Source organism: Acinetobacter sp. (assembly GCF_039596015.1).
Taxonomy (GTDB): Bacteria; Pseudomonadota; Gammaproteobacteria; order Pseudomonadales; family Moraxellaceae; genus Acinetobacter.
The window spans coordinates 1-14,349 of the sequence record NZ_JBCNKN010000010.1; the positions used below are offsets into that span (position 1 = coordinate 1).

At 39.6% G+C, this 14,349-nt stretch carries 12 protein-coding genes and 6 tRNA genes; 4 read left to right on the forward strand and 14 right to left on the reverse strand.

The genetic code is table 11. The features are described from left to right. Positions 1-205: 205 nt before the first annotated feature. The 8 genes from ABDV70_RS10215 to ABDV70_RS10250 all read right to left on the reverse strand — a co-directional run bounded on the left by ABDV70_RS10215 (position 206) and on the right by ABDV70_RS10250 (position 1,942). Positions 206-281: transfer RNA gene (locus ABDV70_RS10215), tRNA-Val, on the reverse strand. An 85-nt stretch (positions 282-366) separates the two neighbouring features. Further along, positions 367-443 (reverse strand) — tRNA-Asp (locus tag ABDV70_RS10220). Between the two features lie 38 nt (positions 444-481). Then, positions 482-557, reverse strand: a tRNA-Val gene (locus ABDV70_RS10225). 38 nt (positions 558-595) lie between these two features. Continuing rightward, a tRNA-Asp gene (locus ABDV70_RS10230) sits at positions 596-672 on the reverse strand. Positions 673-708: 36 nt separating this feature from the next. Next, a tRNA-Asp gene (locus ABDV70_RS10235) sits at positions 709-785 on the reverse strand. Positions 786-809: 24 nt separating this feature from the next. Further along, a tRNA-Val gene (locus ABDV70_RS10240) sits at positions 810-885 on the reverse strand. Positions 886-1,043: 158 nt separating this feature from the next. Further along, positions 1,044-1,550, reverse strand: a complete 507-nt coding sequence (gene elsL / locus ABDV70_RS10245) for a cell wall-recycling L,D-carboxypeptidase ElsL (protein WP_343597516.1) — start codon at positions 1,548-1,550, stop codon at positions 1,044-1,046. Positions 1,551-1,564: 14 nt separating this feature from the next. Further along, positions 1,565-1,942, reverse strand: a complete 378-nt coding sequence (locus ABDV70_RS10250) for a YbaN family protein (protein ID WP_343597517.1) — start codon at positions 1,940-1,942, stop codon at positions 1,565-1,567. Positions 1,943-2,016: 74 nt separating this feature from the next. On the opposite strand from ABDV70_RS10250, the gene ABDV70_RS10255 reads away from it, so the two are divergent. The 3 genes from ABDV70_RS10255 (at position 2,017) to dapE (ending at position 4,385) form a co-directional block, all read left to right on the forward strand. Continuing rightward, the gene (locus ABDV70_RS10255; protein ID WP_343597519.1) at positions 2,017-2,910 is read left to right on the forward strand and encodes a DUF1853 family protein; all 894 of its coding nucleotides are present in this window, start codon (positions 2,017-2,019) and stop codon (positions 2,908-2,910) included. Positions 2,911-2,987: 77 nt separating this feature from the next. Continuing rightward, the gene (locus tag ABDV70_RS10260) at positions 2,988-3,131 is read left to right on the forward strand and encodes an entericidin A/B family lipoprotein (RefSeq protein ID WP_343597522.1); all 144 of its coding nucleotides are present in this window, start codon (positions 2,988-2,990) and stop codon (positions 3,129-3,131) included. 117 nt (positions 3,132-3,248) lie between these two features. Further along, positions 3,249-4,385 carry a succinyl-diaminopimelate desuccinylase gene (gene dapE / locus ABDV70_RS10265; RefSeq protein WP_343597635.1) on the forward strand — a complete coding sequence of 379 codons (1,137 nt, stop codon included), beginning with the start codon at positions 3,249-3,251 and terminating at the stop codon, positions 4,383-4,385. A gap of 63 nt (positions 4,386-4,448) precedes the next feature. On the opposite strand, the gene ABDV70_RS10270 is transcribed toward dapE, so the two are convergent. The 6 genes from ABDV70_RS10270 to pilG form a co-directional block, all read right to left on the reverse strand. After that, positions 4,449-4,898 (reverse strand): hypothetical protein, encoded by a 450-nt coding sequence (locus ABDV70_RS10270; protein ID WP_343597524.1) that lies wholly within the window; start codon positions 4,896-4,898, stop codon positions 4,449-4,451. 3 nt (positions 4,899-4,901) lie between these two features. Continuing rightward, entirely contained in the window at positions 4,902-9,881 is a 4,980-nt protein-coding gene (locus ABDV70_RS10275) for an Hpt domain-containing protein (RefSeq protein WP_343597526.1), read from the reverse strand. Positions 9,882-10,019: 138 nt separating this feature from the next. Continuing rightward, on the reverse strand, positions 10,020-12,086 hold the full coding sequence (locus ABDV70_RS10280) for a methyl-accepting chemotaxis protein (protein WP_343597528.1): 2,067 nt from the start codon (positions 12,084-12,086) through the stop codon (positions 10,020-10,022). Between the two features lie 45 nt (positions 12,087-12,131). Next, positions 12,132-12,659, reverse strand: coding sequence for a chemotaxis protein CheW (locus ABDV70_RS10285; RefSeq protein WP_343597530.1), 528 nt, complete (start codon positions 12,657-12,659; stop codon positions 12,132-12,134). A gap of 3 nt (positions 12,660-12,662) precedes the next feature. Then, the gene (locus ABDV70_RS10290; RefSeq protein ID WP_343597532.1) at positions 12,663-13,031 is read right to left on the reverse strand and encodes a response regulator; all 369 of its coding nucleotides are present in this window, start codon (positions 13,029-13,031) and stop codon (positions 12,663-12,665) included. A 15-nt stretch (positions 13,032-13,046) separates the two neighbouring features. Then, positions 13,047-13,430, reverse strand: coding sequence for a twitching motility response regulator PilG (pilG, locus tag ABDV70_RS10295; RefSeq protein ID WP_343597533.1), 384 nt, complete (start codon positions 13,428-13,430; stop codon positions 13,047-13,049). A 311-nt stretch (positions 13,431-13,741) separates the two neighbouring features. Here pilG and ABDV70_RS10300 point away from each other — a divergent pair, with 311 nt between their 5' ends. After that, positions 13,742-14,284, forward strand: coding sequence for a hypothetical protein (locus tag ABDV70_RS10300; protein WP_343597535.1), 543 nt, complete (start codon positions 13,742-13,744; stop codon positions 14,282-14,284). The last annotated feature ends 65 nt before the right edge of the window (positions 14,285-14,349 follow it).

Sequence of the window (14,349 nt, forward strand, 5' to 3'; positions counted from 1 at the left end):
TCAGAATGTCAGAATGTCAGAATGTCAGAATGTCAGAATGTCAGAATGTCAGAATGTCAGAATGTCAGAATGTCAGAATGTCAGAATGTCAGAATGTCAGAATGTCAGAATGTCAGAATGTCAGAATACATTAAATCAAAAAGGATTAATCTAGGGAATAAATTCTATAATGGAGATTTAATTTAGAAGAATATAGAAAGGAATATGGTGGGCGCTGACGGGATCGAACCGCCGACATTCTGCTTGTAAGGCAGACGCTCTACCAACTGAGCTAAGCGCCCTGAAAATTGAAAATTTCAATTTTATAAAAAAAGACTATTAAAGTCTTTTTATTTTACATTCTCTGAATCAGGAATTTCAAGAGAATGGCGCAGCGGACGGGACTCGAACCCGCGACCCTCGGCGTGACAGGCCGATATTCTAACCAACTGAACTACCGCTGCACGGCAGTAACTTAAAACATAAATGTTTCAGTTAAATATGGTGGGCGCTGACGGGATCGAACCGCCGACATTCTGCTTGTAAGGCAGACGCTCTACCAACTGAGCTAAGCGCCCTTCATGAGAAGGATCTCAATTTCGATAAACCTAATAAATGGCGCAGCGGACGGGACTCGAACCCGCGACCCTCGGCGTGACAGGCCGATATTCTAACCAACTGAACTACCGCTGCACTTATAGGTATATCTACAAACGTTTAAATCTTAAATGGCGCAGCGGACGGGACTCGAACCCGCGACCCTCGGCGTGACAGGCCGATATTCTAACCAACTGAACTACCGCTGCATTATGATTTAAAACGAAAAGGTTTGGTGGGCGCTGACGGGATCGAACCGCCGACATTCTGCTTGTAAGGCAGACGCTCTACCAACTGAGCTAAGCGCCCTTAACGTCTTCATCGTTTGTGAGGTGCATTATAGAGAATCTTCATCCTCTGTCAAACGCTTTTCATCTTGTTTGTTGTTTTTTGTGTTTGAATGATTAAAAAATAAGTCATTTTCAATATATTACCCTTAATGCTTTATAAAATTGCTCATTTTTATATCAAATTTGCTCCAGTGGATATTCAGAAATATAAACCAAAGCTTGCTCTGGAGTTAAATTAAAAAGTTCAATGACATCATCATTACGCATACGAATACATCCATGAGAAGCAGGAATTCCCATCGGCTCTGAGTCTGGCGTACCGTGAATGTAAATATATCGGTTAAATGTGTCGCAACCTGGCCCAGAATTAAAGCCTTCTTCTAAACCCTTTAACCACAAAATACGAGACAGAATCCAATCTCGCCCTGGATGTAATTTTGCATAATCAGCAGTATAAATTTCACCCGTCGGTTTACGTGCAATCAATACACTATTTTTGGGAAGGCCATATCCAATTTTTTGAGCTACACAATGCCAGCCACGTGGTGTTTTCCCACTATTTTCCTGTTCGCCAATTCCATTTAAACCCGTTGAAACAGGATAGGTTTTCTTTAACTTTGGTAAAATAAGCTGTTGCTGTGCAAGATCAATCAAAATATCAGCATTTTGAAGTGTATATTTCATAATATGTACCTCGTTTATACTTTAATTCTGTCATTTGACGGTTCAGGTCGTAACCATAGCCATATTGCAACGATTAGCATTGTTACATCAGTAAAAATTTTTACCCAAAATGGCGCGTTGGTAAATAGCATGATCATTCCACTCAAGAGCATCATACTACAAGCAATCCATTTTGCTCGTCTTGGTACTGTGCCATGCTCACGCCAATTTCTGAGAGTTTCGCCATATTTGGGATGGTTTAAAAGCCATTCATCCACCTGTGGCCAGCCTTTCGAGGCAGCCCATCCCGCCAAAATCAGAAATACAGTTGTTGGCATACCAGGCAGTATTGCACCAATTATTCCTAATGCGATAAAAATGATCACTAAAAATCGCCAGAATAGAATTTTCATGACATCAGCTGATAACGTATAAGGAATATAGTATAAGTAGATTTAACAAAATCCTGCATATTTTTCAATTTTTCATGACGCATTCATCTTGCTTGTTTGAACCATGGCTTAAATTTAAAACACCGATTGTTCGTCAGCTCGCCTTTTGTATTGCAAGCCCCAACATTATTTCTTCTTTGCCTCCCGAGCTTCATTTAACATTTTCATTTGAATTGCATGACGATGCTTTTTGGAAAAATTGCTATTTAAATTATCAATCTCGCTTAGCTGAACTTGATGTAAACCCTGAACCTTTAATGGCATTTATGGCGAATATTAAAAGTACCCGTTTGGGCATTCGCTTTGAAACATTGTTATGGTTTTGGCTACAGGATAATCCAGATGAAAAATACCATCCCTATCGCTTGATCAAACATAGTTTACAGCAGATTGATGGTGCAAAAACCGTTGGAGAATTAGACTTTTTATTACTCAACACACAAACCAATCAAATTGAGCATTGGGAAGTTGCTTTAAAATTTTATTTAGCCGAACAGCATTACCAACTCCCCTTTTGGTATGGTTTAAATCGGGAAGATACCTTACAAAAGAAATTGCAGCATTTCACACGAAAACAATTTCAGTTTACAAATGTCATCGGATATACAATTCAAAAAAGATTTGCCGTTTTAAAAGGCCAACTTTATTTACCGCTATGCCAGCGTTACCCCATTCCTCATTGGGTGAACAGACATCGTCGTCTGGGGCGTTGGGGAAGTAAATTTCCTCAACAAGAGATGTATCATTTATCCCGACACGAATGGATTGCACCAAATCCCCTACCACCAGAAACAGCACCTACGCTTTGGTGGAGAAATGATCTTTATTGCAATAAAGATCTGACTTTATTCTATATGTTTCGTCAACCTAATTTAATTTATATAAATGTAAAATGTTCACAATTCAAGCTACATTCAGTTACATTTTAACGCTAAAAGTTAATACTTTTTTTAAAATAGCTTGTTTATGCTTAATTTACATCAAAAAATATAGACACATGGAGAACATGATGAAAAAAATTCTATTCACTTCAATTGCATTAGCCGTAATTTTAGCAGGATGTAATACCGTCAGAGGGGTAGGACAAGACGTATCTAAAGCTGGGAATGCTGTTTCAAATACAGCTGAAAAAACTCAGCAAAAAATGTAATTTAGCATTTCTTAAAAAACCTTATCCATTCGATAAGGTTTTTTTATGTCTGACGTTCCCTTCCCTTTCCGCTTGACCTATCATAGCCCTCAGGATTTCACCTTTGATATGGTCATTATGCATACTTCCGATACGCTAGAACTGAGTCTTGAGCTTTTACGCCAACCTTCCATTACCCCAGTTGATCATAACTGCCAAAATATTATGGCGGATCGATTAGCTAAGATTGGTTTTGCAATTGAGCCAATGCGTTTTGAAGATGTTGACAATTTATGGGCACGTCGCGGCACGACGGAACCTGTTTTTTGTTTTGCAGGCCATACCGATGTGGTTCCAACAGGGAATCTTGAAGCATGGAACACGGCTCCTTTTGTTCCAGAAATTCGTGATGGTAAACTTTATGGTCGTGGCAGTGCCGATATGAAAACAGCATTGGCAGCGATGATTGTTGCTACTGAACGGTTTGTTGCAAAACACCCAGATCACAAGGGTTCTATTGCTTATTTAATTACTTCTGATGAAGAAGGCCCTGCAAAAAATGGCACAGTAAAAGTTATTGAAACATTAGAACAACGCGAGGAAAAAATTAAATGGTGTTTGGTCGGGGAGCCATCAAGTACCCATCGTTTAGGTGATATTGTTAAAAATGGTCGTCGTGGTTCTCTGAATGCCGTTTTAACCGTTCAAGGTAAACAAGGTCATGTTGCATATCCACACCTTGCAAATAATCCAATTCATCAAGCAGCACCTGCTTTGGCTGAATTATCCAGCACAATCTGGGATCATGGTAATGAGTATTTCCCTGCAACCTCATTCCAAATTTCAAACATTCATGCTGGAACTGGTGCAACCAATATTATCCCGGGAACATTAGATGTGACGTTTAACTTCCGTTTTAGTACCGAAGTCACTGCGGATGAACTAAAACTACGTGTTAATGAGATTTTAGAACGTCACGGCTTAACTTTCAGCATCGACTGGAATCTTTCAGGATTACCGTTTATAACGCCTGTCGGTGATTTGGTTCACGCAACGCAAAAAGCGATTCAGGATGTTTGTCATATTGAAACTGAGCTTTCAACAAGTGGTGGTACTTCGGATGGGCGTTTTATTGCACCTACAGGCGCAGAGGTGATTGAATTAGGTGTTTTAAATGCATCAATTCACCAAATCAATGAACACGTGAATGTAGATGATTTAGAGCCATTGGCAGAAATTTATGAAAATATTTTAATCAATTTACTTGCGTCATAATCTAAACAGCGAAACAACATAAAAAAAAGCCTTCAAACGAATTTGAAGGCTTTTTTTGTAAAACTACAGACCGAGCTGCTTTTGAATTTCATCTAAATTTGGGATGAAATAACGCTTGCCTTGCGACTGTACATATTGGAACACGGTTTGATCATCTATAGGCTGTTCATCATCGACAACCTCAGAAATACGCAAACGAACACTCTCAGGCATACGGTCACATACTAAAGCAAATCGTTGATGAATTTCATCGCCTTCAATAATCAGTGCAACGCCTTCTTTTAAAGCAGGATTATGCACCGCGTATACAGGCAGTTGCACATCGTGCCAAAAAACAGATTGTGTCGGCAGCTGCGTGTTTTGTGCTGACAGAACAATATTCTGAGGCAATAACATTGCATCTTGCTCATAACAGTCAATCATATAAGCATCGATGAATCCTGTTGAAACAGAAATCAAATGTTGTAATTCTTGCGGATCCACATGCTGTGGTGCAACATTTTGTGGGTTCATTGATTACACCTCATGCTTTGTCAGAACCTGTTCAATACGAGCCAGCAAGTCCGATTCTTGGAACGGTTTACCCATATAATGCGTTACCCCCAAGCTAAATGCGCGTTCACGATGTTTTTCGCCTGTTCTTGAGGTAATCATGATAATTGGTAAATCATGATAAACCGCATGATGTCGAAGAATATTCGTCACCTCAAAACCGTCCATACGTGGCATTTCAATATCAAGTAACATCACATCTGGTTTCACATGCTCAATTTGCTCTACCGCATCGACACCATCTTTAGCTGTTACGACATCATAACCATGTCGTTCAAGTAACCGTGAAGTCACCTTACGTACCGTCACCGAGTCATCCACAATCATGACACATTGACGTGCGCGTTGAACTTTATTGGTTTCAACTTTGACTTGTTGTAAATGGCGAGATGCTGTCTGGATACGACGTGCAAGGTTTACTGTATCCAAAATCAGACAGACTTGTCCATCACCCAAAATCGTTGCGCCACCAATGACATCAATACGGGCTAACTGCTTACCTAGCGGTTTCACCACAATCTGTGCGCGAGAACCAATTAACTGATCAACGAGCAATGCAACCGTTTGGTTGTTATGGCCTTTAATGAGTAAAACAGGAAGTGAGTAACCAGCATTAAAACGTGGTTGTGCTGTAGAGGAACCAATAAATTCAGCCGCATAACGTAATTTATAGAGCTGTCCATCCAAGCTAAAATGTTCACTACCTGAAATAAAGTAATCATTCAGCGCAGCAGGTGAAACTCGAACAATACGTTCAATTTGGGCCAAAGGAATAGCGTATTGCTGATCCAGCACTTTCACCATCAAGGCATCACTCACCGATACAGTGGTTGGTACACGAATACTAAAGCGTGTCCCCTGACCAAGCTCGGAATGAATGGTCACATGCCCGCCCAAGGACTTGATCTCATTTTGCACCACATCTAGACCAACACCTCGGCCAGAAATCTGTGTTACGGCTTTTGCAGTTGTTAAACCTGAATGGAAAATGTATTGCAAAATTTCCTGATCACTCAATTGATGCTGCTCAGGAATCAAACCAAGTTGTTGTGCCTTTTGCTCAATTTTTCGAGGATCAATCCCTTTACCATCATCTCGGATATCTAGTACGACATCCGTTCCTTGACGGCTAATCGTGATTTCAACTAAACCTGCATCAGGTTTATTGACTTGACGACGTTCTTCTGGTGTTTCAATCCCATGGTCAATCGCATTACGCAACATGTGTTCCAACGGCGTCACTAACCGTTCAAGAATACTCCGGTCTAACTCTAAGTCACGGTTGATCATTTCAAAATGAACAGGTCGATTTAGCGTAGAAGAAATTTGACGAATCAAGCGCTGTAATCGCGTCGCAACCCGTGAGAATGGCACTAGACGGACACGCATTAAACCATCTTGCATTTCCGACTGAATTCGAGATTGTTGCAACAACAGGCTTTCAGCATCACGAACTTTTTCAGCCAATGTCACTTTGAAGTCGACCAAGTCCGATGCAGATTCTGCCAATGATTTTGACAATTGGTTCAAAGATGAATATTGGTCCATCTCCAATGGGTCAAAATCTGCATAACGTGATTGCTCATCGCCATGTTTGGCAATAATTTGCGTTTCAAGTTCACCTTCCATTCGACGCAACTGGTCAGATAAACGCTGAATCGCCAATTCCATTTCATTTAACGTGGTACTGAACTGGCTCATGTCCATTTCAATACGTGAACGGTTAATTGCATTCTCACCAGCAAGGTCGATCATTTTTTCAACTAGACCAGCAGAAATACGAATCATCTCTGGTGTTTGGTCTGTCGTATCTTCATCTTCCCATTCGCCCAGCATCGATGGAGGTTCAGTACCATCACCCTGTACAGTGGCATAAGTATTGAGAGCAGGTAGATTTTCATCGATAACGAGTTCAATACGTGAGGTAGCATCAGCAAAATCAATAGCTTTTAGTTGCTCAATGATCAATGCTGAATCAGACGACACAGTGGTTTTAACCGCCTGTTCTAACCAGTCTAAAACTCTGAGCAGTAATGCATCGTAAGCATTTGAAGTAAATTTACGAACTGCAAACTGTTCAAATGTATCATCAAACTTATCAGCAACCGCAGCGATGGCCTCTTGCTTCGCCATTCGAGCTGCACCTTTAACAGTGTGTGCATCTCTTTGCAGCTGTAAGAGCAAGCTTCGGTTACCACGGTTATTAAACCATTGCTCTAATTGAATGCGTATTTTTTGAAGCAGTACTTGAACTTCTTCAACAAACTGTTCATAGATCAGATGCTCAATTGAATCGTCAGATTTCGCTTCTGTTCCATGGGTAGTTTCAATAACTGGTTTAGAGGCAACAAGATTTTCTGTTAAGTCTGGTGCAAGCTCAACTGGCGTACTGACTGTTTCTTGCGCTGAAACTTGTAGTTCAGTCAGTACATGTAAGGTTTCTGTTGCAGGATAGTCAACAGCACGATTTTTGACAAATTCAAGGCGTTCCGCCAATTGGTCTTGTACACAACGCAATACTTCTAACAGGTCGGATGTTGGTTGCAATTGTTTATGAATGAGTTTTTCATAAATAGACTCTAACCCATGTGCAATCTGCCCAATATAGCTGGCTTGCAACATATTTGCGCCACCTTTTAAGGTATGCAAATAACGCATTAGAACCTTTAATGCTTCAACGTGGTGTGTATCCTGATACGCAACAAACTCATGTTCGACCTGCGCCAACAACTCATCTGCTTCATCAATGAAAATTGAGATCAATTCCATATCTTGCAAATGATTGATCTGCTCACTCTCAGTCAGCAACTGATCACTCAAAATACGTTGGATATAGGATACAGGAACATCCAGTGCTGTCTCTTCAAGATGTTGCTGTACAACACTAACTTCAACAGGTGGTTGAACAATATTCTCAACATCACAAATTACAGATGATGCTACTTCAATTTGAGGTTCGACATGGTCATTACTAATAACTGGTGCAGAAAGTGAAGCAACCTCTTTCAGTACCGCTAATGTATGTACTGCGGGATAATCCTGCTGATGCTTACGAATCACATCCAGACGGTTAATAATATTATCCTGAACCAAAGTTAAGACTTGATACAACGTCTCGGTTGGTTGTAACTGCTCATGAATCAGTTTTTCATAAACACTTTCTAAGGTATGTGCAATTTCACCAATATGCTGTGCAACAATCATATTTGCGCCACCTTTTAAAGTGTGCAAATAACGCATTAATCTTTGCAAAACCTGATGTTGCTTTGGATTTTGTTGATATTCAGCAAATGCCTGTTCCAACTCGGCAATAAGATCTTCTGCTTCATCAAGGAAAATATCGGTTAATTCCCGATCTTCCAAGACCACACCTTGTTTCTGGTCAAACAATTGCAGATCTTGTACAAGTGCCAATTGACACGCTTGAATTGGTGTCAGGGTAGCTGAAGGAACTGCTTGATCCTCAACATGACTTACTGCGACATTCTGAACAGGCGTAGCAATAGGATGTGTCCAGTCAACTAGCTCATCCAAAAGAACTTGCGTTTTATCAGACAAATGTACCGTCTGACCTGTTGCCAGAGTGTCAAAACAATCAATTAACTGCTGATGTGCTTGGTCAAACAATTCATAAGTATAAGCATCTTCAAACAACTGGGCATGTTCATACAGGCCCTGATAACTCTGTTGCAGCTTTTCAGCCAACGTATGTAATGCCAATGTGGCCGTTTGCTGTGTATGCTGAATCAGTAAATGAACGTCATCTAAAAGCTGTTTTAAGTATTGACCATCATGTTGGCGAAGCTTCTGCTCAAAGTCATATTCAGTATCTAAGAGCGCATCAATCTGAAGAGCTAGAATCTCACTCACAGTACCGCTGATTTTTTCAATTTCCAAATGCCCTTGGTCTTGATGGTAATCCATCCAAACTCGGGTGAAAATATCAGTTGCCTGTGTCATTTGCGAAATATTGGACTGTTTTAAGCCACCTAGATATTTCGTAACATAGTCAGAGAACTCAGACAACAGCTGTGTTTCTGAGTCTGTCAGGGTTTTATTTTCCTGCAAATGGACTTTTAATGTCTGCTCGACATTGGCACTCGCCTGAAACAATGGATCAATATGCGCCATTCCAGAACTGCCTTTTAGCGTATGTAACGCACGAATCAAGGCATCAGTCTGTTTCGGTGAATGCTCTGGTTGCTGCAGAAAATGATTAATGGCGTCTAAATGCTCAAGACCTTCTTCCACATAGATATTGAGTGTTTCAGCGCTTAAATCATTATCCAAAACTTTGGCATCATTTGGCGTACTTTGTTCAGACGCATTAATCGCAGGTACAACATTTGATTCAACCGATACTGGAACAATAATCTCGGTATTTAAAATATCGTCAAACGATGTTTCCTGAGCTAAAACATGCATATCCAGTGCTGTTTCAGTATTACGATCCAGATGCGCCAGTTCAGCCAACAGGTCAAGTAAAATAGGAGAACATGACTGTTGTTGTAGAAGCTCTTGTCCTAAAACAATTAGAGGGCGCACATCTATCGAAAATTGAGCATGTTGTTCAAATATTGGATAGAGTTTAAATTCAAAAAGGTTTTTACAGGCCAATGTAAACTGTTGAACCGTTGGTGTTAATTCAACTGTTTTAGTAATAACACGATTTAATAAATCTTCAACATACCATGCCAACTCCCCCGCATGGTTAGCCCCAACCATTCGTCCCGACCCTTTTAGGGTATGGAAATGTCTGCGAATTTCTTTCAGGTAATTTTCATTTTGAAAATCACTTAACCACAATGGAAATAGCTGATTTAACTCAGTAAAAATTTCCTGAAGCTCTTCTACAAAAATCTCTAAAATTTCGTTGTCTTGCTGTAAATAGGTATCGTCTGGTAAAGAAACCTTTACAGCTAAATCTTGTAGTCTTTCTTTCATCGCTCAAACTTCTTTTGTTTAGCTTGATTTTGTTGAGCGCAAGCTGGAAATAAAAGGTATTGCTTTTATATTCCCAGCCACTGCGGTTGCTTGGAAATACCTCCTTGAAAGGTATTTCTCTTGAGATGAAAAAATCTCTTATTCAGGCAACTTAAAGTCTGTTACAGACTCACGTAAAGACTCTGCCATATTCGCCAATTCAGATACCGAACGTGCCGTATCGAAAGAGGCTGTGGTTGTTTGCGATGTAATATCCTGAACGACATTCATGGTATTCGCAATATGACTTGCAGAAGCCGATTGCAGTTGAGCTGCACTTGAAATGCTTTCAATTAATTTTGCCAAAGTTGTTGATACGCTTTGAATTTCATCCAAAGCAACGCCCGCATCTTTTGCAAGTGTTGCACCACGTACAACTTCCGAGGTCGTTAATTCCATTGAAATTACAGCTTCGTTAGTATCAGCCTGAATGGTTTTTACCAAGTTTTCAATCTGTTTTGTTGCAGAAGTTGATCGTTCAGCAAGACGCTGTACTTCGTCGGCAACTACCGCGAAACCACGGCCTGCTTCACCCGCCATAGAGGCCTGAATCGCTGCGTTTAATGCCAAAATGTTAGTTTGGTCAGCAATATCGTTAATCAATGCAACAATGTTACCAATTTCCTGAGAAGATTCACCCAGACGTTTAATACGTTTTGAAGTTTCCTGAATCTGCTCACGAATCGTATCCATCCCTTCAATTGAACGGTTTACAACACCTGCACCATTGGTTGCAATTGTTACCGAACGCTTTGCTACATCAGCAGATTCAGAGGCATTTTCTGATACTTGGTCAATAGACAATGCCATTTCATTCATTGCCGCAGATGCACCAGCAATTTCTTGCGCCTGATGTTCCGATGCCTCTGCTAACTGGTTCGTTACACTTTGCGTACTTTGCGTATAACGTGCAACTTCTTGCGAAGTTTCATTGATTCGTGATACCAAGTCTCGTAACTGGTCAATTGCAAAGTTAATCGAGTCGGCAATCGCCCCTGTAAAGTCCTCAGATACTGTCGCATAACTACGCAAGTCACCATCTGCCAAGTCGGCAATTTCATCAAGTAAACGTAAAATTGCGTTTTGGTTACGGTCATACTCTTCCTGCAAGCTATTCATACGATATTTATCGGCTTGTCCACGTAAAATGAGCAATTTATACACACTAAATAAGAATGCAGCAAAGCTCAAGATCAGTAATAACGCTGGTAAATAAATAGACTTAATTGGAGATGCGGAGAGTTTATTTAAGTTATTTAATAGAGAGTCAGATTGGTTAAAGATTTGACTTGCAGCAGTTTGAACCGCATCTACTTTTTTGGAGTTATTAAATAAAGTAACTGCACCAGAATGGATAACCTGGTCATATTCGGCTTTCATTTCAGTTAACTGAGCACGTTGGTCTGGATCTTCGACTCGAAGCACACCCAATGCACTGTTACCGTTTAACTGCCCATTTAAGTATTGACCGAAAGTTTCAGTATCGTCCTTAAAGTCATCTGCTGATTCTCCTGAAGAAGATGAAACAGAAAGAATAGACTCAATCGAACGTAAAATCTTTTCTGAAAGGAATACCTGGTTCTTTGTGATAACAATCTGGCTACTCGGCACATTCTGACGTGTCATGTCATCAACCATGGCGTTATATTGTGCCTGAATACCAGGAACAACTTGACTAATCGCCACGTTAATATCATAAAGCTGATTCAGAATTTTTTCATTTGTCGTAATGGTGTCAATGTTTTTAGAAACGACATTCCATTGTTTCTCAACTGTTTTTAAGTCACTATTATTCGCATGACCACTTTTAACCGAATCCAGACTTTCGCTAAAGTGTTTCTGCGATGCCTTTAATTTTTCAATGGACTCTTTAGAACCTGAAGCGGTTGCTTCATTGGCCTGACGGGCAATAGTTTGAGAGAGTAAACGTAAATCACCCAAATTTTCCGTTAATGATTTGTTGCGTGGTACGCTATAAAACAGAAATAATAAAAAGATAAAGAAAACTAATGCACTAATAGCCGCAGTTATAATTAACGGACGGGCCTTTTCTGAATTACCAAAGCCTTGTGCGGCAGTATTTACAGTTTCTTTTACCTTTGTAACCAAACCCTCTGTAACGGATTGATCACCCGTCATTTCTTTACCAAAAACCTTAAAGCCCACAGCTTTTCCCCCAATCGCAAAAGAACATCGCGCTAGAAATTAAATTTATTGAATTGCAGCATTCATATAATCGGTATCTTTTAACATTCGACTGAATAAGAACACATTCCAGTGTCGTTGATGCTGATGAAAATACCCTTGGCAATATTGTTGTAGTTTCTGATCAAGGGTTGAATTGCTTGAAAAAAAACTCTTTTTATTGAAATGCTGAATTCCGAGTACTTGGTCTACTGCCAAGCCAACATAATGATCCTGATGGCTGATACATAAGACCTTTTGCTGCTGTGGATTTTGATTGCTTGTCCCAGAAAAAAACTCTGGTAAATCCGTTACAGCCAGTAGTCGTCCCCGAATATTTGCCAGCCCTTTTAACCACGGCTGACTATTGGGAATTGCAGTCGTATGGGGATAATAAATAACCTCAGATACTTCCCCTAAAGGAGCAACAAAATATTGCCCCAACATTTCAAATGCAATTCCAGACCATCGCGTTACTTCATTTTCAGTTGAGGTATAATTTTTATTGCCTCTTTTTGATAGACGAAGTAATTCGATAAAACCTTTTGCAGCCATGATTTATCCCGCATTAATGTGTTGCTGGATAACCTCAATAAGCGCTTGTTCATCGACAGGTTTTGTCAAATAATCTTTTGCTCCCTGACGTTTGCCCCAAACCCGATCCGTTGCCTGATCTTTGGTACTCACGATAATAATCGGAATATGTTTGGTTGTTTCTGCGCGTGAAATTTGTCGAGTTGCCTGAAAACCATTCACACCAGGCATCACCACATCCATTAAGATCAGATCTGGTAAAGATGCTTCAGCTAAAGTAACGCCATCTGCGCCATTGGTTGCTTCTAATACTTCATAACCGTGTTTAGATAAAATTTCTTTAAATCTAAACGTTTCCGTCGGAGAATCGTCAACAATTAAAATTCGTGCCATTTTTTACCCCAAAATTTAAACGACATGCAAGCGAATGGCATTAACCAATTCATCTTTGCTAAATGGTTTAGTTAAATATTGATCTGAACCCACAATACGCCCTTTTGCCTGATCAAACAAACCATCTTTACTAGACAGCATGATCACTGGAATAGACTGATATTGTTGAGAGTTTTTAATTAATGCGCAAGTCTGATACCCATCTAGGCGTGGCATCATAATATCAACAAAAATAATGTCTGGATTTGTTTCTGCAATTTTAGATAAAGCTTCAAAACCATCTACAGCTGTGACAACTTCGTAGCCTTCTCTTTGCAACAAAGTTTCCGCTGTTCGACGAATCGTTTTTGAATCATCAATCACCATCACTTTTATGTTCTTGTGCTGCTCATCTTGCATGAAATTTCCCCGTAAAAATAAAATTTTTATATAGATGATTGTCCCGTTATTAAACATCTATTTTATGACTTTTTCAACGCAGCTTTTTATTACTTTTTTCAGATTACACGATACAATAATTTACAGAATATTTTATTGCTGACGCATCACATGGTCGATACACAATTAATGTATCGAGTTTTGTGATTCAGTTGGCATCTATCAATTATTATTTTAATTTTTCTGGGGTAATTATGGGGTTAACAGGCAAACTTCGGCTCATATCGTGCCAAAAATTTTTGTCTATCTTTATTTGTCTACTTGTTAGTCAAATGAGCTATAGCACAAGTCACAAACGTTATTATCGATATTATGGTGTAGATGGTATTGCAAATATTAGTTCATCTGTGACATCCAAGCATATTCGACATGGTTACGATGTGCTTGATCAGAATATGTCCCTCATTCAACATGTCAGGCCATTTAATTCTGAAACTTCTATAAAACAGGCACACCAGCGGGAAAGACACTCCAAACAGTATATGGCTGACCGTCAACTTAAAAATGCATACACCAATAGCCAAATCGCCACTGCAAAAAAACAGGAAAGTTTAAAAAATATCGAGAAACAAATCGAATTGCAGCAGCAACAGTTAAATGAGTTATATCAAGATCAAGTTTCCTATAAACGTCAAGAACAAGAGTACCAGAGACAAAACCAGACAGTTCCCACCGCAATTAAAAATCGTATTCATCAAAACGATGTACATATTGGTGAAGCCAAACAATCCATTATTGACTTACAAACCCGCTATCGAAAGACTCAACTGGAATATGATCATATTATTTTCCGACTTAAAAATATGGAAAATTAATTTCATTTGATTTTTTGCTGTGATAGACCTTTTCACTAAAATCTGTAGATCACAGCTTTTGACTT

Bases quoted from the DNA above. Each gene is read 5' to 3' on its own strand.
- elsL (WP_343597516.1), bottom strand. From the start codon at position 1,550: ATGAAATATACACTTCAAAATGCTGATATTTTGATTGATCTTGCACAG.
- ABDV70_RS10250 (WP_343597517.1), bottom strand. From the start codon at position 1,942: ATGAAAATTCTATTCTGGCGATTTTTAGTGATCATTTTTATCGCATTA.
- ABDV70_RS10255 (WP_343597519.1), top strand. From the start codon at position 2,017: ATGACGCATTCATCTTGCTTGTTTGAACCATGGCTTAAATTTAAAACA.
- ABDV70_RS10260 (WP_343597522.1), top strand. From the start codon at position 2,988: ATGATGAAAAAAATTCTATTCACTTCAATTGCATTAGCCGTAATTTTA.
- dapE (WP_343597635.1), top strand. From the start codon at position 3,249: ATGCATACTTCCGATACGCTAGAACTGAGTCTTGAGCTTTTACGCCAA.
- ABDV70_RS10270 (WP_343597524.1), bottom strand. From the start codon at position 4,898: ATGAACCCACAAAATGTTGCACCACAGCATGTGGATCCGCAAGAATTA.
- ABDV70_RS10275 (WP_343597526.1), bottom strand. From the start codon at position 9,881: ATGAAAGAAAGACTACAAGATTTAGCTGTAAAGGTTTCTTTACCAGAC.
- ABDV70_RS10285 (WP_343597530.1), bottom strand. From the start codon at position 12,659: ATGGCTGCAAAAGGTTTTATCGAATTACTTCGTCTATCAAAAAGAGGC.
- ABDV70_RS10290 (WP_343597532.1), bottom strand. From the start codon at position 13,031: ATGGCACGAATTTTAATTGTTGACGATTCTCCGACGGAAACGTTTAGA.
- pilG (WP_343597533.1), bottom strand. From the start codon at position 13,430: ATGCAAGATGAGCAGCACAAGAACATAAAAGTGATGGTGATTGATGAT.
- ABDV70_RS10300 (WP_343597535.1), top strand. From the start codon at position 13,742: ATGAGCTATAGCACAAGTCACAAACGTTATTATCGATATTATGGTGTA.